We start from the raw sequence: 24,460 nt of genomic DNA on the forward strand, positions 1-24,460 counted from the left end.
TAGACGACTGCGACCATGCCAAATTCCAATCCGGGCCTAGCCCAGCTCGAACTCGACCTGATCAACGCCATCGGCTCGGCGGAGACCGCCGCCGCCGTCGAGGACATCCGCGTCGCCGCCCTCGGCAAGTCGGGGTCCATCTCCGGCCTGCTCAAGGGGATGGGGGCGCTGAGCCCCGACGAGCGCCGCGAGCAGGGGCCGATGATCAACGGCCTGCGCGACCGCGTGTCCTCGGCCCTGGCCGCCCGCAAGGGCGAGCTGGAGGCGGCCGAACTGGACGCCCGGCTCAAGGCCGAGCACGTCGACCTGACCCTGCCGCCGCGTCCGCGCCGCAAGGGCAGCGTCCACCCGACGATGCAGGTCATGGACGAGATGGTCGCCATCTTCGCCGACATGGGCTTCGCGGTGGCCGAAGGTCCGGACATCGAGGACGACTTCCACAACTTCACCGCCCTGAATTTCCCGCCCAAGCATCCGGCGCGGGAGATGCACGACACCTTCTTCCTCAAGCCCGATCCGGCCACCGGCGAGCGCAAGGTGCTGCGCACCCACACCAGCCCGGTGCAGGTGCGGACCATGCAGACCCAAAAGCCGCCGATCCGCATCATCGCGCCGGGCCGGACCTTCCGGAAAGACAGCGACGCGACCCACACCCCGATGTTCCACCAGGTCGAGGGCCTGGTGATCGACAAGGGCGTACACATGGGCCACCTCAAGTGGACCCTGGAGACCTTCGTCGCCCGCTTCTTCGAGGTCGACGGCGTCGACGCCCGCTTCCGCCCGCACCACTTCCCGTTCACCGAGCCTTCGGCCGAGATGGACATCCGCTGCGACCGCTCCGGCGGCGAGCTGAAGCTCAACCAGGGCGACAGCTGGATGGAGATCCTGGGCTGCGGGATGGTGCACCCGAACGTGCTGCGCAACTGCGGCATTGATCCGGACGAGTACCAGGGCTTCGCCTTCGGCATGGGCGTCGATCGCCTGGCCATGCTGAAGTACGGCATCCCCGACCTCCGCCCCATGTTCGAGGCCGACACCCGGTGGCTCGCCCACTACGGCTTCTCCGCCTTCGCCGCGCCGAATTCGGCCAGCGGCCTGAGCTGATCCCATGACCCCTGCATCCCCGCTGTTCCCGCTGACTCCCCTGGGCGTCGGCCCCGTCTATGAAGGCGTCCACATCTGGCTGCCGCAACTGTTCGCCGAGCACATGCAGGCCGGCCAGTCGGTCATTGAGGGCAAGACGTTCGACAACTGCCGCTTCGAGGGGCCGGCCGTGCTGTTGCCGCTCAGCGGCTGCTCGTTCCAGGCCTGCAACATGGGCGAGGCGGGCGGCGATACGCGCAACCTTCTGCTCGCCCCGGTCGGCGCCGCGAAGGTCGTGGGCGTGATCCCGGTGCGCGACTGCATCTTCCGGGGCAGCGCCTTCTACATGGTCGGCTTCACCGGCTCGTCGGCCTTCCTCAAGCAGTTCCACCAGATGGTCGGAGGGCCGACCCTGTGAAGTTCACCCTTTCCTGGCTGAAGGATCACCTCGACACCGACGCCGAGGTGGCCGCCGTCGCCGACGCCATGACCATGGCCGGCCTTGAGGTCGAGGAGGTTCATGACCCGATCGCCTCGCTCGCCCCCTTCACCGTCGCCAAGATCGTCTCGGCCGAGCGCCACCCCAACGCCGATCGCCTGCAGGTCTGTCAGGTCGACACCGTCGACGGCCGCAAGGAGATCGTCTGCGGGGCTCCGAACGCGCGGGCGGGTCTGACCACCATCTACGCCCCCATCGGCGCCTATGTGCCGGGCCTGGGCGTCACCCTGGTCGAGAAGCCGGTCCGCGGCGTCGTCTCGCACGGCATGCTGTGTTCGGCCTCGGAGCTGGAGCTGGCGGATGAGTCCGACGGCATCCTGGAGCTGTCCGACGACCTGGCCGTGGGCGAGCCCGCCGCCGGCGTCTTCGGCGCGGAGCCGGTCATCGACTTCGAGGTCACCCCGAACCGCCCCGACTGGCTGGGCGTCGCCGGCATCGCCCGCGACCTCGCCGCCGCCGGCCTGGGCCAGCTCAAGACGCCGTCGATCGCCCCTGTCGCCGGCAGCTTCGCCTCGCCGATCACGGTGCGGCTGGACGCGCCGGAGATGTGCCCGGTCTTCGCCGGCCGCTTCATCCGCGGCGTCCAGAACGGCCCGTCGCCCGAGTGGCTGCAGCAGCGGCTGACCGCCATCGGCCTGCGCCCGATCAACCGGCTGGTCGATATCACCAACCTGATCACCTACGACCGCGCCCGGCCGCTGCACGTCTATGACGCGGCCAAGCTGGTCGGCGGCGAAATTGTCGTGCGCGGCGGCCAGGTCTCGAAGGATACCGGCGAGCACGAGCACCTCATCGCCCTGGACGGCAAGACCTACACGGTCGACCCGACCATGTGCGTCATCTCCGATGCGGCGGGCGAACGCCCGATCGGCCTCGGCGGCGTCATGGGCGGCGAGTCCACCGGCTGTTCCGAGGAGACCGTCGACGTCTTCCTCGAGAGCGCCTGGTTTGATCCGATCCTGATCGCCCAGACCGGCCGCGCCCTGACCATCAACTCCGACGCCCAGTACCGCTTCGCCCGCGGCGTCGATACCGACTCCCTGGTCCCCGGCATCGAGCTGGCCACCCGGATGATCCTTGACCTGTGCGGCGGCGAGCCGTCGGAAGTCATCGTGTCCGGCCAGGCCCCGGCCGCGCCGGTCGGCTTCGCCTTCGACCCGGCCCGCGTCGGCGCCCTCACCGGCCTGTCGCTCAGCGACGACCGCATCGCCGAGATCCTGACCCGCCTCGGCTTCGCCGTCGAGCGTGGAGCCTCCTGGACCGTCACCCCGCCGACCTGGCGCCGCGACGTCGAAGGGCCGGCCGATCTGGTCGAGGAAGTCGCGCGCATTCAGGGCTTCGATGACCTGCCGGCCACGCCGCTGCCCGACCTCGGCGCCCCGTCGCAGGGCGTGCTGAACCCGCGCCAGGCCCGCGTCCGCGCCGCTCGGAGGGCGCTCGCCGCCTTGGGCTACGCCGAGGCCGTGACCTGGTCCTTCACCAAGCAGTCTACCGCGGCCCTGTTCGGCGGCGGCGACGAGCGGCTGGTGCTCGAGAACCCGATCGCGGCCGACCTGGACTGCATGCGGCCCTCGGCCCTGCCCAACCTGATCCAGGCCGCCGCGCGCAACGCCCACCGCGGCCACGCCGACGCGGCCCTGTTCGAGATCGGTCCGATCTATCTGGATGACAGCCCGACCGGCCAGCGCACCGTCATCGCCGGCCTGGTGGCTCCGAAGTCGGCCCGCCACTGGGGCGGCTCGGCCGAGGACGCGCTGTTCAACCTGAAGGGCGACCTGATGGCCCTGCTCGACCTCCTGGGCGCCCCGACCGCCTCGCTGCAACTGGCCCAGGGCCAGAACCGCGACTGGTGGCACCCGGGCCGCTCGGCCCGCCTGCAGCTGGGTCCGAAGAACGTCATGGCCGAGTTCGGCGCCCTGCACCCGCGGGTGCTCAAGGCGCTGGACGCCGACGCCCCGATGCTGGCCTTCGAGATCGTGCTGGACGCCGTGCCCGAGCCGCGCGGCAAGGGATCGAAGGCCCGACCGGCCGCCAACCTGGCCGCCCTGATGCCGCTGACCCGCGACTTCGCCTTCGTCATGGACGACGGCAAGGCCGTGGGCGATCTGGTCCGCGCCGTGGCCGGAGCCGACAAGGCCCTGATCGCCGACGTCCGCGTCTTCGACGTCTACCGCGGCGCCGGCGTGCCGGAGGGCCACAAGTCGGTGGCTCTGGAGGTCGTGGTCCAGCCGCGCGAAGCCACCCTCACCGAAGCCGAGATCGAGGCCCTGTCGGCCAAGGTCGTGACGGCCGGGACCAAGCTGGGCGCGACCCTACGGGCCTGACGGCTCGGCTGGCGCGCGACCGGCTCCGGTTGCAGCGAAAACCGTGGTACAACCGGCCCGGGCCGTCCTCGCGACGGCTCGGGGGGCTGACTCATGCACTGAGGAGGCCAGGGTGGACGTAAAGGCAGGCGTCGAGTCCGCGATCGAGCGGTTCCTGTTCATGTCGCGCTGGCTGATGGCGCCGTTCTACATCGGTCTGGTGATCACGCTCGGCCTGCTGCTGGTGGTTTTCGTCCAGGAGCTGCTCCACTACATCCCGCTGGCCTTCCAGCCACTGCATGAGAAGAGCTCCAGCAACGCCATCCTGGCCGTGCTGTCGCTGGTCGACATAACCCTGGCCGGCAACCTGCTGCTGATCGTGGTCTTCGCCGGCTATGAGAATTTCGTCTCCAAGCTCGACCTCGACGCGGAGCATGACCGGCCGCCGTGGATGGGCACGGTCGATTTCTCGGCGCTCAAGATCAAGCTGATCGCCTCGATCGTGGCCATTTCGGCCATCCAGCTGCTGCGCTACTTCATGCAGGAGCCGGTGGGGGTCCCGGGCATGGATGTCGAGGAGGCGCGCTGGCGGGTGATCATTCACCTGACGTTCGTCGTGTCGGGCGTTCTGCTCGCCCTGATGGACTGGTTTGTGGGCCGGACACCGAAGCATTGAGGCTTCGCGAGGGCGGCGGCAATCTCCCGTTAACCTCGCCGCCGCAAGGCTGACGCAAAGCCCGGTGACGGTGAAGCCAGCGCCCGCGTGAGTCGGGCGACGCCGTCCTCGCCTTCGGAGCCCGACCATGCACCGCCGCCAGCTGATCCTTTCCGGCCTCGCCGCCACCGCCGGAGCCTCGGGCCTCTCGGCCTGCGCCTCGGTCAACCAGCCGACCGATCCGAACTATCCGATCCGCTCGGACCAAACGGCCCCGGCCTATACGTCCGACGAACTGATCGCGGCAGGCTCGCGCGAGCTGGGCATCGCCGCCGAGGCCATCGGCGGCGCCATCGAACGGATCTTCGCCGAACAGGGCGGCGCCCCGACCGCCTACATCGCCGGCGAGGAAGCGGCCGGCGCCGTGGCGGTGGGTCTGCGCTATGGGCGCGGCGCCCTGCATATGAAGGACCTCAGCGCCTCGCAGGAAGTGTTCTGGCAGGGCGTCTCGATCGGCTGGGACCTGGGCGGCAACGGCAGCCGGGTCTTCACCCTGGTCTACGGCCTGTTCCACCCGGACATGATCTACCGTCGCTACCCCGGCGTGGAGGGCACGGCCTACCTGGTCGCCGGCCTGGGCGTGAACTACCAGCAGGCCGACGGCATCGTTCTGGCCCCGATCCGCACCGGCGTGGGCCTGCGCGCCGGCGCCAACGTCGGCACCATGGCCTACAGCCGCCAGCGCAACATCCTGCCGTTCTAGTGGAGCAACCCTGAACCCTCTCCCGATGGGAGAGGGCTTGAGCCTCCGAGAGCGAAGCGTTCGGCAAGGCGAAAGGGTGAGGGTCGATCGCTGACAACACAGTTGCTCATCCGGCCCTACGAGCCACCTTCTCCCGATGGGAGAAGGAAGGCGCGTCAGCCGAACGGGTTCTGGATCATGCGGATCAGGCTTCCGTCCGGGTCCACCAGATAGCCAATCCGCAGGCCGGAGTGCTCCAGCGCCGGCCTGCGCACGCGCGGGCGGCCCGCGGCTGTCTCCGGCACCCCCGCGGCCTGGCAGGCGGCGTAGAAGCCGTCGACGTCATCCAGCCGCAGGCAGGCGCCGAACGAGCTCGTGGCCGGGTCGAGGTCGGGCCACGGGAAGAACTCCAGCGCCGCCGTCCCCCGCTTGAGGATCATCCAGCCGCCGTCGCGCCAGGTCCGCTCGAAGCCGAGCGGCCGGTAGAAGGCCTCGGTGGCGTCGAAATCGCGCGCGGGCAGGTTAGGGGTGGCGTGGTCGGTCATGGGCGCGGTTCCTCTACGAGAACCTTAGCATGCGGCCGGACGGTCCGGCTGGGACCAGCGCCGCCCGTTTCCGGACATCGGGCGGCGCCTTGTCCAGCAAATGTCGACCCTGTGGCGAAAGTCGCGCTTTCAGGATCGAAATGTCGCGGTTGTCGCGGCGAATTACAGTCGTCGAGTGTCGACTAGGTCGCGGTATCGGCGATCAAGGCCTCGAGGCCCTCCCGCCAGCTCGGATAGTTCGGTCGCCAGCCGAGCTCGGCCTTGGCGCGGGCGTTCGAGAGGCGTTTGGAGTCCAGGTAAAAGCGGCGCATGGCGTCGGACACCGAGGGATCGTCCAGCGACACTTCCGGCGGGCGGGGCATGCCCAGGCGGGCGGCCGCGCCCTCAATCACCACGTCGGCGGGGGCCGGCTCGTCGTCGCACAGGGTGTAGGCCGCACCCGGGCGGGGACGGGCCATGGACGCGAACAGGCCGGCGACGGCGTCGTCGACATGGATGCGGTTGAAGATCTGGCCGGGCTTGCGGACGATCCGCGCGGTGCCGTCGCGCAGCCGGTCCAGCGGCGAGCGGCCCGGGCCGTAGAGCGCCGGCAGACGGAAGATCTGCACCGTCAGCCCCATGCCGCGGCCGGCGTCCAGCCAGTCGCGTTCGGCCCGAACCCGGCGCGCGCCTTCCACCGAGGCCGCGTTGAGGGGGTCGTCTTCGAACGCCCAGCCGCCGTCGCGGTCGCCGTAGACGGCGGTGGACGAGACATAGCCGATCCAGTCGGGATAGGCGCCCGTGCGGGTGATGGCGGGGACCAGCCGGGCCAGGCCGGGGCAACCCTTCGCCTCGGGCGGAGCGGTGACCAGGATCGCCGTCGCCTGGGCCACGGCGGCGTCCAGGGCCGCCTCGTCGTCGGGCGCCAGGGCTGCACAGCCCTCGGCCTCGATCCGGGCGCGGGTGTCGGGGTCACGGCTGGTCAGGGTCGCCCGGCCGCCGCGCCGCACGGCTTCGCGCGCCGCCGCCCGGCCCAGCCAGCCGCCGCCGAACACCAGCAGCGAGACGGGCGGGGCGGACTTGGACATCAGGCCTCAGGCGGAACGGGCGTGGCTCTGTGCGCCACCGGCGACAACCGTGACGCTTTCGTTCTTCAGCGCGTCGGCGCGCTTCCCGTTCCAGCTCGATACGCAGGGGATCTTGCTGCGATCGGCCCGGTCGGCGTAGCGGCGGGCGATTTCGGTGACGTCCTGCATCAGGCCTTCGGCCAGGGTGATCGGCTTCAGACCCAGTTCGCGGAATTGGTCGTTGGCCACGACCAGCTCGTTCTCGTCGGCTTCCTGGCGCGGATTGGGGACGTTGTGGACCTCGGCGCCGGTCATCTCGGCGACCATGGCCGCCAGGTCGCGGACGCGGCGGCTCTCGGTCATCTGGTTGAGGATCTTCACCCGATCGCCCGACTTCGGCGGGTTCTTCAGCGCCAGCTCGACGCAGCGAACGGTGTCCTGGATATGGATGAAGGCTCGCGTCTGGCCGCCCGAGCCGTGCACGGTCAGCGGATAGCCGACCGCCGCCTGCATGAGGAAGCGGTTCAGCACCGTGCCGTAGTCGCCGTCGTAGTCGAAGCGGTTGATCAGCCGCTCGTCCTGACGGGTCTCCTCGGTCTGGGCGCCCCAGACGATGCCCTGGTGCAGGTCGGTGATCCGGACGCCGTCGTTCTTGGCGTAGAACTGGAACAGCAGGGCGTCCTGGGTCTTCGTCATGTGATAGATCGAGCCCGGGTTCGGCGGGAACAGGATCTCCTGCTCGGTCGGGCCGAAGTCGGTCTCCACCGTCACCTTCAGATAGCCCTCGGGGATGCGCAGGCCGGCGGTGGTGTAGCCGTACACCCCCATGGTCCCCAGGTGCGCCAGGTGCACGTCCCGCCCGCTCTCGACGATGGCCGCGAGCAGGTGGTTGGTGGCGTTCAGATTGTTGTCCACCGTGTACAATTTATGCCGCGCCGACTTCATCGAATAGGGCGCGGCGCGCTGCTCGGCGAAGTGCACGACCGAGTCCGGCCGCCAGTCGCGGATCAGGGCGACGAGGCGGTCGAACTCCTTGCCGACGGTCATGTTGACGAACTCGATCGTCCGGCCCGAGACCTCCTGCCAGGCCGCGATGCGCTCGCCCATGGTGCGGATCGGGGTCAGCGACTGGACTTCCAGTTCGTTGTCGATGTTGCGGCGGCTGAGGTTGTCGACCACGCAGACGTCCCAGCCGCGCGCCGACAGGTGCAGCGCCGTGGGCCAGCCGCAGAAGCCGTCGCCGCCCAGAACCAGAACCCGCATCCGAACATCCTTCGTCATTGAGAGGTCCTGCCTAGCCCATGGCGGGCCCCGTTCAAAGCGCGACCGGGTGAAGCGCAGGGGCCAAGCTTGGGCAAGGAACGCGCGAACTGTCTTCCGGTGTCAGGCCGATCGGCGGGCGCGCCATTCCTCGCGCGTCTGGCCCCAGCGGTCGACGGCGATGTCGGCGAACGGCGGGGGCAGCTGGGTCGGCCCCTGGTTGTAGGAGCCGACGCGCTCGGCCAGGCGCTGCGACGGGGTATTGTCGGGGTCGATGCAGTGGATGACCTCGGTCCAGCCGAGGACGTCGAAGGCGTAGTCGATCGTGGCGGTCGCCGCCTCGACGCCGTAGCCCTTGCCCTGGGCGTCCGGGTGCAGGCCCCAGCCGACCTCCGTGCCGGGCCAGCCCAGCGGTCGCCAGGGGCCGATGCGGCCGAGCCAGAGGCCGGTGTCGCGCTCGACCAGGGAGAACATGGCCACGCCGGTTAGGCTCCAGGCCCCGGCCATGGTCATGAAGCCGCGCCAGGCCGCCTCGGCCGGCTGCGGCCCGCCGATGAATTTGGAGGCCTCCGGGTCGGCCATCATCTCGGCCCAGCGCGGGAAGTCCGCCATCTGAAGCGGCCGCAGGGTCAGGCGTTCGGTCTCGAGCACCGGTCCGGTCAAAGCAGATACTCCCGTTCGAGCTGATACTGGCTGCCGTCGCTGGTCAGGACGCTGGACCACAGGCCGAAGCGGTCGACCCGGATGGGGGGCGAATGAAGCAGGTTGTGGCCCGCGATCCAGGCGCCGATGCGGTCCGGGTTCGTCTGGGTCTTGAGGTAGGCGAGTGTCGCGTGCGGGCGGTACTCCCGCTTCTCCGTGACCACGCCCGCGCGCTCGCCGGCGGCGCGGCAGCGGCCGGCCAGGGTGGACAGGCGTTCATTCGGCTCGATTCCCGCCCACAGGGTGTGACTGCGGTGGGCGTCGCCGAAGGCGCCGACGCCGCTGAGCGCGATCTCGAACGGCCCGCCGGTCGCCGCCCGGCTCAGCTCGGCGGCCAGATCGTCGGCGCGGCGCTCGTCGATCTCGCCGTAGAAGGCCAGGGTGATGTGCAACTGCTCGCGCGTGCGCCACTTGGCCCCAGGCAGGCCGGACTGCCGCCGGGCCAGGGTTTCGGCGACATCCTCGGGGACCGACAGGGCGGTGAAGAGCCGGATCATGCGACCGTTGGTAGCGGCTCCGTTCGCCCAACCCAAGTCCGGTTTTCCTTGCGGATAGTCGGCGCGAGACCGATATTTGCCTTCAAGGCTGGGATGTCCCGGCCGAACAGAGGAAACGAACCGCGATGAGCGACTTCGGAAATTATTCCAACCCGGCTCAGGCTGGTTCGCTCGAGGCGACCGATCCGGGCCTGCGCAAGTTCATGATCGGCGTCTATCAGAAGATGGGTCTCGGCCTGGTGCTCGCCGCCGTATTGGCCTGGCTGACCTCGAGCTTCGACCCGGTCACCGACCTGCTCTTCGTCCGGACGGCGACCGGGTCCCTGGCCGGCTTCACCCTGCTGGGCATGATCATCAGCTTCGCCCCCCTGATCATCATCCTGGGCTCGAACTTTATGATGCGACGGGCCAGCGCGGTGGGATCCAACCTGCTGTTCTGGGTGCTCGTGTCGCTGATCGGCGCTTCGCTGGGCACGGTTGTGCTGATGTATTCGGGCGCCAGCGTCGCCTCGACCTTCCTCATCACGGCCGCTTCCTTCGGGGGCTTGAGCCTCATCGGCTACACGACCAAGCGCAACCTGTCGGGTCTGCGGGCCTTCTGCGTCTTCGCGACCTGGGGTCTGGTGATCACCTTCCTGGTCGCTTCCTTCCTCCCGGCGCTGGGCGCGAACTTCGGCACTTTCAGCGTTGGTCCGCTCTTCTGGATCATGAACGCGGCCGGCGTGCTTCTGATGGCCGGACTGATCACGGCTGAAACCCAGCACCTGAAGATGATCTATTACAGCGTACAGGGCGATCCGGCGGCCGTCAGCGCGGCGACCAGCGAAGGCGCGCTGTCTCTGTTCATCGCCTTCGTGAACATGTTCCGCTTCCTGCTCTATTTCCTGGGCGGGCGTCGCGACTAGGGATCGGCAGGTCCGAGACGAGAAAGGCCCGGAGCGATCCGGGCCTTTTTTTCTATTCGACGACGTTGAAGCGGCGGCTGTCGAAGACGCGCAGCACCTGGGCCAGTTCGCGGCCGCGGCGCAGGATCATGCCGCCCTCCCCGAGGACGGCCCATTCGCCCTGACGCAGACGCAGGGCAGGGCGCTTCTCGATCCGATAGAGGGGGGCGTCGCCGGAGCGGCGGAAGACCGCGAACTCGGCGACCTCGCGATGCCCGCCGATGGCGTAGTCGCGCCATTCGCCCGAGGCGACCATGCGGCCATAGACCCTGAGGATCGCGTCGAGTTCGCGCCGGTCGAAGAAGACCGGGCCGACGTGGGGCTGCGAATCCGCGGCGTCGCTCATGAGCCCAAAGGTATGCCTGTCCGCGGGAAACGCCAGAGGCTGAGAAGAGGGTGTCGACCGGCGTGTTTCGAACGCCACTCTGCGAAGAATTCGCATGGAACACGAAATCGCCGCGGTTCGGCCCCTTCGCCGCCCCCTTGGGAGGCGACACCGGACACATCGGCTCGTCGGAGTTCGGAGCGATCCCGGATCCTGAACAGCCCCCCCAGCCCCCCTGGATCATTCCATTACGGGCTTCGGCGGGCCGATGCTTCCTCCAAGCGAGACGCCCGCTCCGCCACCCCTCCCCCCTCCGGCAGAGCGGGCGTTTTGCTGTCTGGCGTTCAGCGAGAGCGGGCCGAGGGCCTGGCCCGGGAGCTAGCTCCCGAGCGTGATCGTCGTCTCTTCTCCATTGCGCGCTACGACGATCTGATGATCGCCCGCGCCGCCCAGGGCGGTGGCCAGCGAGCCGAGGTCGGCCAAGGCGGTCCCGTCGACGCTGCGGATCATGTCGCCCGCCTGGAAGCCCGCGCCGGCCGCGGGCGAACCGCCCTCGACCGCAAAGACCTGCAGACCGTCGGCGGCGGCGCGCGTGCTCAGTCCGCGGGCGAGCACGACGTCCGCGCCGGTGATCACCGGACGGTCGCCCTGGGCCTCGACGGTCACCGTGGCGCGGCCTTCGCGACCGTCGCGCAGATAGACGACCTGAAGCTCCGTGCCGGGCTCGGCGATGCCGATGGTGGCGGCGACCGTGCCGGCGTTGGCGACCGGGCGGTTCTGGATGCGGGTGACGACGTCGCCGCGGCGCAGGCCGGCGGCCTCCGCCGAGGAGCCGGGCGCCACGTCCTCGATCACAGCGCCGCGGACGATGCCCAGGCCGAAGTCGCGCGAACGCTGCGGGTTGAGCGAGCCGAGGATCGCGCCGGTCGTGCCGCGCTTGACCTCGCCGGTCGCCCGCAGCTGGCCGACGACGTACATCAGGATGCGGCTGGGCACGGCGAAGGCGATGCCGTCGTTGCCGCCGCCGCCGCCCGACAGGATCGAGGTGTTGATGCCGATCAGCCGGCCGCGGCTGTCGAGCAGGGGGCCGCCCGAGTTGCCGGAGTTCACCGCCGCGTCGGTCTGGATGTAGTCCTCGATCCGGTCGCCCATGCCGGAGCGGCCGAGGCCCGAGATGACGCCCATGGTCAGGGTCTGGTCCAGGCCCAGCGGATAGCCGACGGCGAAGGCGAGGTCGCCGGTCCGCAGCGAGTCCGAGTTGACGATCTCGATCTGCGACAGGCCGGGGGCCTCGATCTTCAGCACGGCCAGGTCGGTGGCCTTGTCGGTGCCGACCAGGACGGCGTCGAAGATGCGGCCGTCGGTCAGGTCGACGGTGAATTTCCGCCCGCCCTCGACCACGTGGTTATTGGTGACGACGATCCCCTCGCGGGCGTCGATGATCGCGCCCGAGCCGCTGGCCACCGGCATGGGTTCGTTCTCGCCCGAGCTGGGACCTTCGGACTGGCCGAGGGTGGTGACCTGGACGACGGCGGGCAGGGCGCCCTCGAGCCCGCTGGCGAAGCTGAATACGCCGCGCCGGGCGTCGTAGGGGATGGGCTGGGCCGTCTGGGCCGAGGCCGCCGTCGCCGCGAGGAGCGGAACCGCCGCCGCGAGCACCACCATGGACAGGCTCTGGGCCCGGTAGATCGTTCGGCGCATGGCCAATCCCCTGTTGTCCCAAGACCCTAGCGCGAGAAATGCGCCGTGACGACAGCCCCTTGGGCTCCCCCGTCGATGGTCAGCGATCCGCCGTGCCGCTTCAGGATCGCGCGGACGAACGCCAGCCCCATGCCGTGGCTGTCCGTGTTGGCCGGCTGGGCGGCGCCGAAGCCGGGGCCCTGGTCGGCGACGGTCAGGCGCGGCCGACCGTCGGGCGCGTCCACCGTCAGCAGGACGGAGCCGCCGGCGGGCGAGTATTTGACTGCGTTGTCGACCAGGTTGGTCACGGCCCGCTGGAGCAAGGAGCGCACGCCGAGGACGGAGACCGGCTCGGCCGAGACGGCGATGAACGCGCCGCGATCCTCCGCCAGCGGCTGATAGAGTTCGGCCGCCTGGGCCGCCAGTTCGTCGAGGCGGACGCTCTCGAACACCCAGGCCTCGCCGTCGCGCAGGGCCATGGCCTCGGTCATCGAACGGCGGATCTGCTCCAGATCCGCCAGGGCCTCATCGGCGAGGGCGCGGGCTTCGGGCGTGGCGGCCGCGCCGCGCAACCGTTCGAGGCGAACCGAAGCGCGGGCCAGCGGCGTGCGGAAATCGTGCGCCAGCTGGTCGGCGGAGTCGCGCAGCCAGCTGAGGAGTTCGTCGAGCCGGTCGAGGGTCCGGTTCACCTGGCTGGTCAGCTCGGTCAGCTCCGGGGCGAGGGCGGTCTCGGGCGCGCGCTGGGAGAAGTCGCCGACGGCGGCGCGGTCCAGGGTGCGGCTTACATCGGCGACCGCGGCGGTCAGGCGGCGCCGGGCCAGGGCCGCGGCGCCCAGGCCGATGAAGAGCAGCAGGATCCCGGTCGCCGCAATCGCGCCCACGGCCCAGCCCCAGGCCGCGCCCGAGCGGTCGACCACGCGGCCGACGACGATCTCCAGCGCCCCGACCGATCGGCGCACGACGACGGCCTCGACGGCGCGGCTCGGGCACAGGACGCCGCGTTCGAGGTGAACCACATAGACGTCTTCACCGAGGCGACGGGCGCGCTCGCCCGGCAGGGTCTCAAGAGCGGCCAGCCCTGCAGGCTTGCCCACCGGAGCGCGAATGAAGCGCACCCCGGCCCCGCCGCGCCCCGTGCGGCAGGTCTCCTCGAGGCTGCGGGCGTCGCGGGTCGGTCCGCTCTGGAAGGCGCTCAGCCAGGCCGAGAGATAGGCGGCGTCGGCCTCGGTGATGCGCTCGGCGGTGAGGCTCGAGACCTCGCCCAGCTTGGAGACCATGGCCCCGTAGTCGTCGAGCGCGGCCAGGGCGGCCTTTTCCCGCTGGTCCATGCGCACGGCGGCGTCGGTGACGATCAGCGATCCGGCCAGGGCCAGGGCCGAGAGCACCCCCATGGCCGCCGCCAGCTGGGCCGTGCTGCGTCGCGACAGCCAGCGGGTCAGGCCGGTCAGCGCCATCAGCCGCCCGCGCCGCCCAGGTCGCGGAACACCAGGCTCTGGCTGCGCGCGGGGACGATCAGGGGGTGCAGGGCCTCGCCGAGTTCGGGGGCCTGCTCCTTGAGGCGGCGGCGCAGTGCGCTGATGCGGGCGTCGATGATGTTGACGAAATTGTCCGGGAGAAATTTCCACTCCACCCAGCAGCGGTCCCACAGCATGGTCTTGGTCACGGGCTGGCCACGGGCGCCCATCAGCTCCGAGACGATGGCGAACTCCAGCGGTGACAGGTCGATCAGGCGGTCGCCGACCTCGGCCAGGTCCATGCGCAGGGTGCGGGCGCCGGGCGACAGGCGAAAGGGGCCGTTGACCAGTTCGGCGCCGACCGGACGGGCGCGGCGGGCGGCGCGGCGCAGCTGGGCGGCGATGCGCGCCACCAGCTCTTCGTCGCCGACCGGCTTGGCCAGATAGTCATCGGCCCCGCCGAGCAGGCCCTCGACCTTCTGCCGTTCGCCGCCCAGGGCGGTCAGCATCAGGGCTGGGGCGTCCGACGAGGCGCCGGCGCCGGCGCGCAGGCGGCGCAGCATCTCCAGCCCGTCCATGCCGGCGGTCAGCCGGTCGAGGATCAGGATGTCATAGGGCGACTCCTGCGCGGCGGCGAGCGCCGGTTCGCCGGCCTCGAAGCGGTCGACGGCCTCGAAGCCGGCGGCCAGCAGGCGCTCGGCGACGTGCTCGGCCAGGGCCGGATCATCCTCAAGCAGCAGGGCGCGGCGGCCGGCGAAGGCGCCGCTGAGTTGGGCGAAGGGATCGTAGTCGCCGGGCGTCGCCGCCATGTTTCCGTCCACGCCTGACTGCTCCTGGCTTCACGATAGGGTGTTGGGCCGGAATGACAAACGGCCGTCGGTCAGGGCGGTCTAGCCCGCCGGGCGGGGCTGCGGGGCTGATTGTTCCTGATGCTGACCGTGTAACGGCCAAGGCGTTAGGCCGTAATGCCTAGTTGTCGCCGGCGGTTCGCGCCGGGCAGGAGTCGTGGCGGCGGGGCGGCGGCCCGTCCGGACGGAGCAGGCGTCATGATCGTGCAGATGATGAAGGGGCGTGGCTCGAGGGCGCGGCCGATGGAGCTCGAGCAATCCCGCTCGCTGACCGCCTGGCTGTCGCGTCTGATGCGTCGCCTGTCGAGGGCGACGCCCTAGACGTCAGCCGAGGGTCGGCCAGTTCGCGGTGTCGAACAGCCAAGACTGCTCGCTGCAGAAGGGCAGGCAGGCGACGATGAATTTCGAGCCGAAGTCAGAATTGCGCGGCGGCGCCGCGGCCGCCTCATTGATCAAGCCGGGGATCTCCGGCTGACCGGTGCGGCGGGCGGCGGTGATCTTCTGCAGGGCCGCGGCGGCGCCGACCCGGTTGTGCACGTGCAGGGTCCGGAACGCCGCGGTGATATGCACCTTCACCGTGCCTTCGGCGATGTTGAGTGCGCGCGCGATTTCCTTGTTCGACAGACCGGCGGCGAGATGGGTCAGGACCTCGCGCTGGCGCAGCGTCAGCTCCCCTTCGTGGTCCGCCCCGTCCTGGACCGTCGTCGCGCCCTTCAGCGACACGTCGGAAATGATCGACGGGACGTAGATCTGGCCGTTGAGCACCGTCTGCAGGGCGTGCACCATCTCCGGGCTGGGCAGGTCCTTGGGAACATAGCCATGCGCCCCGGCCGAGAGAGCCTCGAACGCCTCCGCGCGGTCCTGATGCCAGGCCATCACCACCACGCGCAGTTCCGGCCGGTGCAGCCGGATGCGGCGCAGTCCGTCCATCCCGCCCATCCCCGGCAGACGATAGTCGACCATCAGAAGACCGATCCGCGGATCACGGTCCAATTCTGACATCGCCCCCGCGAAATCATCGACCCCCGCCACGGCCGGAAGGCCAAGCTCGGTCGACATGATCGACATCAGGCCACCACGACACAGGCGGTGACTATCGGCGATAAGCACCCCTTCTCTTGTGTCGGCCATACCCCACCTCCCCATCAGAGCTAGTCTTACGCTGAACTAAGAACTCCCCGTCCCCGACTTATACCGTTAAGCATAGTTAGTGACCCTAACACACATCACGGGTACGCGAGAACGCAATTTTTTTTCAATCGGAAATGGCGCTTCCGCGACGGCCGTGAGTCAGGCGTAACGGTTATCCCCAGACTGACCTCGCAACCCATTCCGCGGCCCATTGTTCCGCGAAGGCCCAGAAATCTCTCTTTTTCAAAATGTTGGTGCAAAGCAGTGCCCTAAAGGACACGCGCCGCGCGAGCCGCGTCTTTCGCCAGGCGCGATTGATCCGGCGAACTCGAGCCGAAATTCCGGGACGCAGGAGTTGTGTCACCGGTGGCATCGCGAGGCTTTCGCGAGAACAGTACGTTAGGGTTACGCCCTAAGTAATAGGACAGTCGTTAAGGTCGTATATCCCGACGCCGACTGAACTAGTCCGTCTGCCGAATAGACGGCCAACCCTGTTCGATGATTAAGAATCCCGTACGTCCATTTGGGGGCGAGAAAGCGGCAGCTTGGCGCCCACGGGGTTGGCCCAAGCTTACCTGATGTAATCATCGGCGGCGATACTCCGATCATTTCGGTGACGGACCGATATTGCCTGCTGTCTAGAGGCTGGAGGGACGGTCATGGTCACCTATATCAGAAGCGATCTGGATTTTATTCTTGCCCAGATCAAAATCGCCGAAGCGCACGCCAATGGGCAGCCGCTTTACGGGCCGGGGGGCTTGATCCCGGCGTATAATCTGGCTTGGGGCCTTCGAACGGTCGACGGCAGCTATAACAATCTCCTGCCGGGTCGGTCCGAAGAGGGCGCCTCGGACAATCCGTTCCCGCGCCTGCTCGATGCGGACTACCGCACGATCATGGTCGACCCTGACGGCCCGGGCCCAATGGGGCCCGTGCCGGTCACCTATACGCCCGGCGTCGATAACGACGGTCCCGGCACAGCTGGTCCGAGCGATGTCTTCGACCCCTATGTCCGCACCATCAGCAACCTGCTCGTCGATCAGGGCCTGGGCAATCCGGCCGCGATCCTGACCGGCCTGCAACGCGCCGGCATCGTCGCGCCTGAGAACGAAATGGCTGTTCTCGGCACCATTACCGCTGCCTATGAGGCGATCGAGACGGAATTCCTGGCCGTCAGCCAGTCGCGCGTCGCCTATTTCAATCTCGCCACCACGGCCGCCGCCAATCCGGGCGACGGCGCCGCGGCGGCCGCCGCCGCGGCGGCCCTGATCGTTCTCAACGACGCCATCGCCGCGCTCGACGCCGTGCGCGGCCCGCTTGACACCCTCCTGGCCGCCAACGGCATCGTCATGGAGGGCGACAACATCCAGATCACGAACGTCGCCCCGGACGAAGGGCTGTCGGCGCCGTTCAACTCGTGGTTCACCCTCTTCGGTCAGTTCTTCGACCATGGTCTCGACTTGGTCGCCAAGGGGGGCGCCGGCACGGTCTTCATCCCGCTGATGCCGGATGACCCGCTCTATGTGCCCGGCGGCACGACCAACTTCATGGTTCTGACCCGCGCGACGCTCGACGAGAACGGCCAGGCGATCAACACGACCACCTCATTCGTCGATCAGAACCAGACCTACGCGTCGCACGCCTCGCACCAGGTCTTCCTGCGCCAGTATGAGTTCAACGGCGCCGGCGATCCGGTCAACACCGGCCACCTGATCGAAGGCTCCAACGGCGGCATGGCCACCTGGGCCGACATGAAGGCACAGGCTCGCACCCTGCTCGGCATCAACCTGACCGATCAGGACGTCGGCGGGGTGCCGCTGCTGGCCACCGACGAGTACGGAAACTTCACGCCCGGACCGAACGGCTTCCCGCAGGTCATCTTCGAGGATCCCGCCAATCCCGGCGTGTTCATTCTCGTTGAAGGGGATCCGGCGGCCAACGGCGGCCTCGGCATTTCCCTGTCCGATGGTCCAGGGAATTCGGTGGCGGTTCGCACCGGCCACGCCTTCCTGGCCGACATCGCTCACACCGCGGTGCCGGACGGCCTTGAGGACGGCGACATCACCATCGGCCTCGAGAACGGCGGCCAATCGACCGACGGCTTCTACGACAATGAGCTGCTGGACGCCCACTTCATGGCCGGCGACGGCCGCGCCAATGAGAACGTCGGCCTGACTGCGGTGCACCACGTGTTCCACTCGGAACACAACCGATTGGTCGAGCACACGAAGGCGGTCACCTTGGCGGACGCCCAGGCCCTGCTGGCCGGTGGCGCCACTCAGGCCGAAGCTGTGGCCTTCCTGAATGAGTGGCTCATCGACGATGTGGCGACCGTGCCCGCCAGCCTGGCCGGTCTCGTCTGGGACGGGGAACGCCTGTTCCAGGCGGCCCGCTTCGGCACCGAGATGCAGTACCAGCACCTCGTGTTCGAGGAGTTCGCGCGGAAGATCCAGCCGAATATCAACGCCTTCATTGTGCCGGACGGCTATGACGCCAGCCTCGATCCGGACATCGTCGCCGAGTTCGCCCACGTCGTGTACCGCTTCGGTCACTCGATGCTGACCGAGAACATCGACCGCTTCGACCCGACCATGACGGCGGATCAGATCAGTCTGATCGAAGGCTTCCTGAACCCGCTTGAGTTCATGAATAACGGCGGAGCCTCGACGGTCGACGCCGACATCGCCGCCGGCGCCATCATCCGCGGCATGACGCGTCAGGAAGGCAACCAGATCGACGAATTCGTCACCAGCGCGCTCCGCAACAACCTGCTGGGCCTGCCGCTGGACCTCGCGACCATCAACCTGGCCCGCGGCCGTGACACCGGCGTGCCCTCGCTCAACGAGTGCCGTCGAGAATTCTACAACGCGTCGAACAACAACATCCTGCTCAAGCCGTATGATAGCTGGGTCGATTTCGCGAGCCATCTGAAGAACGAAGCCTCGATCATCAACTTCATCGCGGCCTATGGCGATCACTCGCTGATCACCAGCCAGGCGACGATCGACGGCAAGCGCGACGCGGCCCTGACCATCATCACCGGCGTCTCCGTCGGCGGACTGCTGGTTCCCGCCGACCGGCTCGACTTCCTGAACGCCACCGGCGCCCATGCCGGCGGCAACCTGGGCGGCCTCGAGGACGTCGATCTCTGGATCGGCGGCCTCGCCGAACAGACCATGCCGTTCGGCGGCATGCTGGGCTCGACGTTCAACTTCGTCTTTGAAGTCCAGATGGAGAATCTGCAGAGCGGCGACCGCTTCTACTATCTGCAGCGTCTCGACGGACTGCACCTGTTCGGTGAGATGGAGGCCAACTCCTTCGCCTCGCTGATCATGCGCAACACTGACGCGACCCACCTGCCGTCGGATGTGTTCTCGACCCCCGGGCTGATCCTCGAGATTGACCAAAGCCGCCAGTTCAACGACCTGAACGACGACGGTCTACTCGAGTCGACCGATCCCGTGGGCAGCGGTCTGCTGACTCAGCTGGTCAGCCGCGACAACCCGCTGACCGCGGGGGCGGATAGCAACTACATCCGCTACACCGGCGGTGACCACGTCGTGCTCGGCGGCACCAACGGCGCCGACATCATGATCGCCGGCATCGGCGACGACACGATCCATGGCGATGGCGGCGCCGATAATCTGTCCGGCGGTTTCGGCAACGACATCATCAATGGCGGCGACGGAGATGACATCATTACCGACGCCGGCGGTGACGATAACATCAAGGGCGGCAACGGCCACGACGCCATCCACGGCGGACCGGGTCTCGACCTGGTCCTCGCCGGCGCCGGCAATGACTTTGCTGTTCTCGGTACGGACGACATCGGCGAGGTCTTCGGCGGAGAGGGCAACGACTACATCCACGCCAGCCCCGGCGCTGAACGCATCCTCGGCAACGAGGGCGATGACTGGATGGAAGGCGGCGCATTCTCCGGCGCGCCTGGCGACAACTTCGACGAAATCTTCGCTCGTGACCAAATCCGCGGCAACGATGTCTTCATCGGCACCGGCGGCTTTGACGAGTTCATCGGCGAGGGCGGCGACGACATCTTCGTCGGCAGCCTGGGTCGCAACAAGAGCGCCGGCATGTCCGGGTTCGACTGGCAGACCTACAAGGACAACACCTTCGGCGTAAACGCTGACCTGTCCATCCCGATCATCTTCGACGAAGCGCCGACCATCCCAGCCAACGCGGCCCTGGACGAGTTCGACTCCGTCGAAGGCCTGTCCGGCACCCAGTTCAACGACATCCTCAGAGGCACGAACGAAGACGCCTCCACCCTGCTGCCGTTCGCCCAAGGCGGTAGCGGCGGTGGTCTCGCCGGCAGCTTCCTGGATGCCGCGGGCATCGCCCGCATCGCCGGCCTCCAGTCGCTTCTCGGCGCCGGTGTCACCTCGTATGCCGCGGGTGACATCATCCTCGGCGGCGACGGCAGCGACCTCATCGAAGGTCACGCCGGCGACGACATCATCGACGGCGACAGCTGGCTGAACGTCCGGATCGGTGTCTACGCTAACGTCGGCGTCGACGGCGGCACCGGCGCGGAAATCGACTCGGCCAACAACATGACCGAGCTGATGGCCGAAATCTTCAACGGCACCTACAACCCCGGCCAGCTGCGCATCGTCCGCGAAATTCTCACGGCCAACGGCGCCGGCGACACCGATATCGCGGTGTTCTCGGGGAATTTCGCAGATTACACGATCACCAGCCTGACGGGCGGTCGCTTCTCAGTCACCGACAACGTCGGCACCGACGGTACGGACATCATCCGCAACATCGAGATCATGCGCTTCGCGGATCAGGATGTGGCGGTGAACTCGCCGGCCACGGGCGTCCCGGTCATCAATGACCAGACTCCGACCGAAACCCTGCCGCTGTCCGTCAACACGGCGGGCATCGCAGACGCCAACGGGCTAGGGGCCTTCTCCTACCAGTGGCAGCTGTCGACCAACGGCGGCACGACTTGGACGAACATCGGCGGAGCGAACGGCGTGAACTACACGCCCGCCCAGGCTCAGGTCGGTGGTCTGCTCCGCGTCGCGGTCAGCTTCACTGACGGCGTCGGCAACGCCGAGCAGGTGTTCTCCGTCCCGACCGGCGTGGTCGGCGACAACTGGGACGCCATCCCGCTGCTGCAGAACACCTTCAACGGCACGGCCGGCGATGACATCGCCGACGGCACCAGCGGCTTCATCGGCCTGGGCGCCAACGACACCCTCAACGGCAATGCGGGGGATGACATCCTCAACGGCGCCGGCGGCACCGACACCATCAACGGCGGCGCGGGCAATGACCGCATCGACGGCGGTGCTGGCGGATCCGACGTGGCCGTCTGGGCCGGGACGGTGGGCGGCTTCGGGTTCGGTCTCGACGGGACGGGCCAGCTGACGGTCACCGACCTGATCGGCTCGGAAGGGACCGACACCCTGACCACTGTCGAGCAACTGCGGTTCAACGCGGTCACCTACGCTCTGGTGAACGGCACGAATGCGGCCGGGACCTCGAACGGCGGGGCCGGCGCCGACATCGTGCTGGGTCACGGCGGCATCGACACCGTCAACGGCGCGGGCGGAGCGGACGTCCTTGTCGGCGGCGCAGCCAACGACACGGCGCTGGGCGGCACTGGCAACGACCAGATCCTCTGGGGCGTCGGCGACGGCCGTGACTTCATCGACGGCCAGGGCGACACCGACACCGTCCGCATCCGCGGAGACGCCTCGGGTGAAACCTACCGCATCTACTCGCGGACGGCGGCGCTGGCGGCAGGCATCACCGGCCTGAACGCCAACACCGAGATCGTCATCACCCGCAACGGGACGAACAACGCCTCGATCATCGCCGAACTGGACAATATCGAGGAGATCGTCATCACCGGTCGCGGCGGTGGCGACACCTTCATCCCGATCGGGTCGTTCGTCGGCACCAGCCTGGCCACCAGCACCATCACCATCGATGGTTCGGACGGCAACGACACGGTCAACATCACTGACCTGACTTCGGCGCACCGGATCGTCTTCCACCAGAACGGCGGCACGGACACCGTGGTCGGGACCCTGCGTCCGGACGACGTGGTCGAGGCCTTCGGACCGGCCCTTCCGGGTCTGACCGAAGCCAGCGGCTCCGACGAGTCGATGGATGGCACGACCGGCGAGGCCTCCTACGTGGGCGGCGCCGGCAACGACACCCTCGGCTTCGAAACCTCGGCCGCGGCCAAGCATGTCTCCCTCAACGGCGGCTACGCCCGCAATGCGGACGGCAGCAACCAGGCGTCGCTGACCAGCATCGAAAACGTCGTGGGTTCGGCCTTCGCCGACACCCTGGTGGGCAGCGCAGTGGCGAACGTCATGTTCGGCGGCGAGGGGGCTGACACCCTGGTCGGCCTCGGCGGCGACGACTTCCTCTGGGGCGGCGCCGGCGCGGCCAACACCATGCAGGGTGGCCTGGGCAACGACATCTACTACGTCGAAGCCAACGACACCGTGCTGGAACTGGCCGGGGAGGGCACCGACTCCGTCCTCACCACCCGCGCCTCCTGGACGCTGAAGGCCAACGTCGAAAACCTGGCCTTCGTCGGAACCGGAGCCTTCGCCGGCGTCGGCAACGAACTGGCCAATGCGATCCAGGGCGGGGACGGCAATGACGTCCTCTCCGGTCGCGGCGGTCTCGACAACCTGATCGGCGGCGCGGGCGTCGACATGGTCTCCTACGCCGCTGCGGCGGCCGGGGTGAACGTGAACCTCAACGGCTCGGTCGCCTCCAACGACGGCGATGGCGCTTCCGACACCCTCTCGGGCTTCGAGAACGTCACCGGCTCGGCGCTCAACGACACCCTTGTCGGATCCGGCGGCGCCAACGTCCTCTGGGGCGGCACCGGGGCTGACTACCTGATCGGCTTGGACGGCGACGACACCCTCCACGGCGGGTCGGGCGTGGCCAACACCCTGCAGGGCGGCTCGGGCAACGACCACTACGTCCTCACGGCCGCCGGCGACTCGATCGTCGAACTGGCCGGCGGCGGCGCGGATTGGGTCGATACCCTGTCCAGCACTCATACGCTGGCGGCCAACGTCGAGAACGTGACCTACACCGGGGCCGGCAACTTCGTCGGCAACGGCAACGCCGACGCCAACGTCATCACCGGCGGCATCGGCAACGACACCCTGAACGGCAAGGGCGGCAACGACACCCTGAACGGCGGCGCGGGCAACGACATCGCCCAGCTGACGGGCAACGCCGGCCAGTACACGGCGGTCGCCACCGCCGGCGGCTTCATCCTGACCGACAGCACTGCCGGTCGAGATGGTGTCGACACCCTCCTGGGCGTCGAGCGGGTCCGTTACGCCAACGGCACGATCGTCAACGTGTCGTCGCTGGTGGGAGCCGCCCCGGTTCTCTCCGCCAAGGAAGCCGGTCCGCAGGTCATCCCGGTGGCTCCGGAAGCCTCGATGGCGGCCAAGCTGATCTCCGAAGATCCGTGGGTCCTCCCCGGCGCCTCGGACGACTCGGCCTTCACCGCCAAGATGTCGGACGCCCAGGTCCTTCCGGCTCTGGACGACGGCGCTCCGCTCGGAGTGGGTCGACTGTTCGATGAGGGCTTCGCCGAGCGCTTTGCTCAGCGCCACGACGCCGCCTTCATCGACCGCTCGGACGACTTCTGGGGTGCTCCGACGAAGGGCTTCGGCCTGGACGACTGGTTCAACTGATCCGGCAGGGGCTGCCTCTTCCGCCCGGCGTCGCGACCTTCGCGCCGTCGGGCGGATCTGGCGGGGGTCCGGGTCTTTGAAAGCGACAGCCGCGCCTGGCCTGCCCGGTGCGGCTGTTTCGTCTTCGAAGGCGGGTGACAACGCAGCGCCGACAACGGGGCCGCGGATACCCAGGCGGGACGGGCCGGGGGTGACGGCAAGACGTCTCACCAAGCGAGTGAAAGGAGGAAGGGGCTATGCCCAGGCTCGGGGGAGCGGCGGCCAGGACCAGGGTCCGCGGGGAAGATCCGCAGGCCGATCCGCACAAGCAAAGACGATTGGTGCGCCAGGTTTCCGCGCTGAAGAGGGCGCTGGCGAAATGCCAGGCCGAGATTGAGCAGGCTTCAGGTCGACGCGCTGAGCAGATGGCCGAGCATTGGAGCCTGCAGGTCCGCGAGGTGGATCATCGGGCCAAGAACTCGCTCCAGCTCGCAGCGTCTATGCTGCTGATCCATGGCAAGACGACCGAGGATGTCGAGGTGCGGCGGCAGCTGGAATCGGCGGCCACCCGACTGACCACCCTGGCGCGGCTGCACGCGGTCCTGCACGAAGGCGCCGGCGACAACGGCGTGGCGCTCAAGCCCTGGCTGGAGCGGGTGTGCGAAGGGCTGCACATGGATCAGACGGTGGTGATCTGCATTGTCGCCCCGGACGAGGTCTGGCCGGCGGAGGTGGCGCGGCCGGTGGGTCTGTTCACCTTCGAGGCGGTGACCAACGCCCTGAAGCACGGTTTCCGCGACGGCGGCGCGGGCCGCATCGACGTGAGCCTCGTGCGCAACGAGCGCGCCTACCGGCTCGAGGTGGCGGACGACGGGGTCGGGGCGGCGGGCATGCCCTGTACGGGCTTGGGCCTGACTCTGTGTCAGATCTTCGCCGAACAGCTCGGCGGGGTGTTCTCGATCGACTACGACTCCCACGATCGCGGTTTCCGCAGCGGCATTGTCTTCGCCGGACCGGGAGCCCAGGCGGCGGGCCCGGATCCCGCGCGACACTAG

At 68.5% G+C, this 24,460-nt stretch carries 19 protein-coding genes; 9 read left to right on the plus strand and 10 right to left on the minus strand.

Features of this window, described 5'->3' with window-relative positions:
* The first annotated feature begins 15 nt into the window (after positions 1 to 15).
* The 5 genes from pheS to ASC65_RS01900 all read left to right on the plus strand — a co-directional run bounded on the left by pheS (position 16) and on the right by ASC65_RS01900 (position 5,303).
* Positions 16 to 1,104: a phenylalanine--tRNA ligase subunit alpha gene (gene pheS, locus ASC65_RS01880; RefSeq protein ID WP_056448687.1), complete on the plus strand. Its 1,089-nt coding sequence runs from the start codon at positions 16 to 18 to the stop codon at positions 1,102 to 1,104.
* 4 nt (positions 1,105 to 1,108) lie between these two features.
* Positions 1,109 to 1,501, plus strand: coding sequence for a hypothetical protein (locus ASC65_RS01885; RefSeq protein WP_056448691.1), 393 nt, complete (start codon positions 1,109 to 1,111; stop codon positions 1,499 to 1,501).
* The gene (pheT, locus tag ASC65_RS01890) at positions 1,498 to 3,906 is read left to right on the plus strand and encodes a phenylalanine--tRNA ligase subunit beta (protein WP_056448695.1); all 2,409 of its coding nucleotides are present in this window, start codon (positions 1,498 to 1,500) and stop codon (positions 3,904 to 3,906) included. Before ASC65_RS01885 ends, pheT begins: the two co-directional genes overlap by 4 nt.
* 112 nt (positions 3,907 to 4,018) lie before the next feature.
* Positions 4,019 to 4,561 carry a TIGR00645 family protein gene (locus tag ASC65_RS01895; protein WP_082525828.1) on the plus strand — a complete coding sequence of 181 codons (543 nt, stop codon included), beginning with the start codon at positions 4,019 to 4,021 and terminating at the stop codon, positions 4,559 to 4,561.
* 127 nt (positions 4,562 to 4,688) lie between these two features.
* The gene (locus ASC65_RS01900; protein ID WP_056448698.1) at positions 4,689 to 5,303 is read left to right on the plus strand and encodes an EipA family protein; all 615 of its coding nucleotides are present in this window, start codon (positions 4,689 to 4,691) and stop codon (positions 5,301 to 5,303) included.
* 155 nt (positions 5,304 to 5,458) lie between these two features.
* On the opposite strand, the gene ASC65_RS01905 is transcribed toward ASC65_RS01900, so the two are convergent.
* From ASC65_RS01905 to thpR, 5 genes are all read right to left on the minus strand, one after another.
* Complete coding sequence (locus ASC65_RS01905) at positions 5,459 to 5,827, minus strand: bleomycin resistance protein (RefSeq protein ID WP_056448701.1); 369 nt, start codon at positions 5,825 to 5,827, stop codon at positions 5,459 to 5,461.
* A gap of 182 nt (positions 5,828 to 6,009) precedes the next feature.
* Positions 6,010 to 6,894: an NAD-dependent epimerase/dehydratase family protein gene (locus tag ASC65_RS01910; protein ID WP_056448704.1), complete on the minus strand. Its 885-nt coding sequence runs from the start codon at positions 6,892 to 6,894 to the stop codon at positions 6,010 to 6,012.
* A gap of 6 nt (positions 6,895 to 6,900) precedes the next feature.
* A complete protein-coding gene (locus ASC65_RS01915; RefSeq protein ID WP_056448707.1) occupies positions 6,901 to 8,136 on the minus strand; it encodes an NAD-dependent epimerase/dehydratase family protein in 1,236 nt (411 codons plus the stop codon).
* Between the two features lie 120 nt (positions 8,137 to 8,256).
* Entirely contained in the window at positions 8,257 to 8,796 is a 540-nt protein-coding gene (locus ASC65_RS01920; RefSeq protein ID WP_082525829.1) for a GNAT family N-acetyltransferase, read from the minus strand.
* Positions 8,793 to 9,332 carry an RNA 2',3'-cyclic phosphodiesterase gene (gene thpR, locus ASC65_RS01925; protein ID WP_056448710.1) on the minus strand — a complete coding sequence of 180 codons (540 nt, stop codon included), beginning with the start codon at positions 9,330 to 9,332 and terminating at the stop codon, positions 8,793 to 8,795. Before thpR ends, ASC65_RS01920 begins: the two co-directional genes overlap by 4 nt.
* A gap of 125 nt (positions 9,333 to 9,457) precedes the next feature.
* On the opposite strand from thpR, the gene ASC65_RS01930 reads away from it, so the two are divergent.
* Positions 9,458 to 10,237 (plus strand): Bax inhibitor-1/YccA family protein, encoded by a 780-nt coding sequence (locus tag ASC65_RS01930; RefSeq protein WP_056448712.1) that lies wholly within the window; start codon positions 9,458 to 9,460, stop codon positions 10,235 to 10,237.
* A 52-nt stretch (positions 10,238 to 10,289) separates the two neighbouring features.
* Here ASC65_RS01930 and ASC65_RS01935 read toward each other — a convergent pair whose 3' ends face one another.
* From ASC65_RS01935 to ASC65_RS01950, 4 genes are all read right to left on the minus strand, one after another.
* Positions 10,290 to 10,622 (minus strand): DUF2794 domain-containing protein, encoded by a 333-nt coding sequence (locus ASC65_RS01935; RefSeq protein ID WP_056448715.1) that lies wholly within the window; start codon positions 10,620 to 10,622, stop codon positions 10,290 to 10,292.
* 357 nt (positions 10,623 to 10,979) lie between these two features.
* The gene (locus ASC65_RS01940) at positions 10,980 to 12,302 is read right to left on the minus strand and encodes a trypsin-like peptidase domain-containing protein (protein WP_056449206.1); all 1,323 of its coding nucleotides are present in this window, start codon (positions 12,300 to 12,302) and stop codon (positions 10,980 to 10,982) included.
* A gap of 26 nt (positions 12,303 to 12,328) precedes the next feature.
* On the minus strand, positions 12,329 to 13,735 hold the full coding sequence (locus tag ASC65_RS01945) for a sensor histidine kinase (protein WP_056448718.1): 1,407 nt from the start codon (positions 13,733 to 13,735) through the stop codon (positions 12,329 to 12,331).
* Entirely contained in the window at positions 13,735 to 14,556 is an 822-nt protein-coding gene (locus tag ASC65_RS01950; RefSeq protein WP_156459514.1) for a response regulator transcription factor, read from the minus strand. Before ASC65_RS01950 ends, ASC65_RS01945 begins: the two co-directional genes overlap by 1 nt.
* A gap of 225 nt (positions 14,557 to 14,781) precedes the next feature.
* On the opposite strand from ASC65_RS01950, the gene ASC65_RS17690 reads away from it, so the two are divergent.
* Complete coding sequence (locus ASC65_RS17690) at positions 14,782 to 14,904, plus strand: hypothetical protein (protein ID WP_268750048.1); 123 nt, start codon at positions 14,782 to 14,784, stop codon at positions 14,902 to 14,904.
* Between the two features lie 3 nt (positions 14,905 to 14,907).
* Here the strand turns inward: ASC65_RS17690 and ASC65_RS01955 are convergent, their stop codons facing one another.
* The gene (locus tag ASC65_RS01955) at positions 14,908 to 15,729 is read right to left on the minus strand and encodes a response regulator (RefSeq protein WP_082525830.1); all 822 of its coding nucleotides are present in this window, start codon (positions 15,727 to 15,729) and stop codon (positions 14,908 to 14,910) included.
* Positions 15,730 to 16,472: 743 nt separating this feature from the next.
* On the opposite strand from ASC65_RS01955, the gene ASC65_RS01960 reads away from it, so the two are divergent.
* Both ASC65_RS01960 and ASC65_RS01965 read left to right on the plus strand, forming a co-directional pair.
* Positions 16,473 to 23,426 carry a peroxidase family protein gene (locus ASC65_RS01960; RefSeq protein ID WP_162245650.1) on the plus strand — a complete coding sequence of 2,318 codons (6,954 nt, stop codon included), beginning with the start codon at positions 16,473 to 16,475 and terminating at the stop codon, positions 23,424 to 23,426.
* A 320-nt stretch (positions 23,427 to 23,746) separates the two neighbouring features.
* Positions 23,747 to 24,460, plus strand: a complete 714-nt coding sequence (locus ASC65_RS01965; RefSeq protein ID WP_162245651.1) for a sensor histidine kinase — start codon at positions 23,747 to 23,749, stop codon at positions 24,458 to 24,460.

This window comes from Brevundimonas sp. Root1279 (assembly GCF_001425945.1).
Lineage (GTDB): Bacteria > Pseudomonadota > Alphaproteobacteria > Caulobacterales > Caulobacteraceae > Brevundimonas.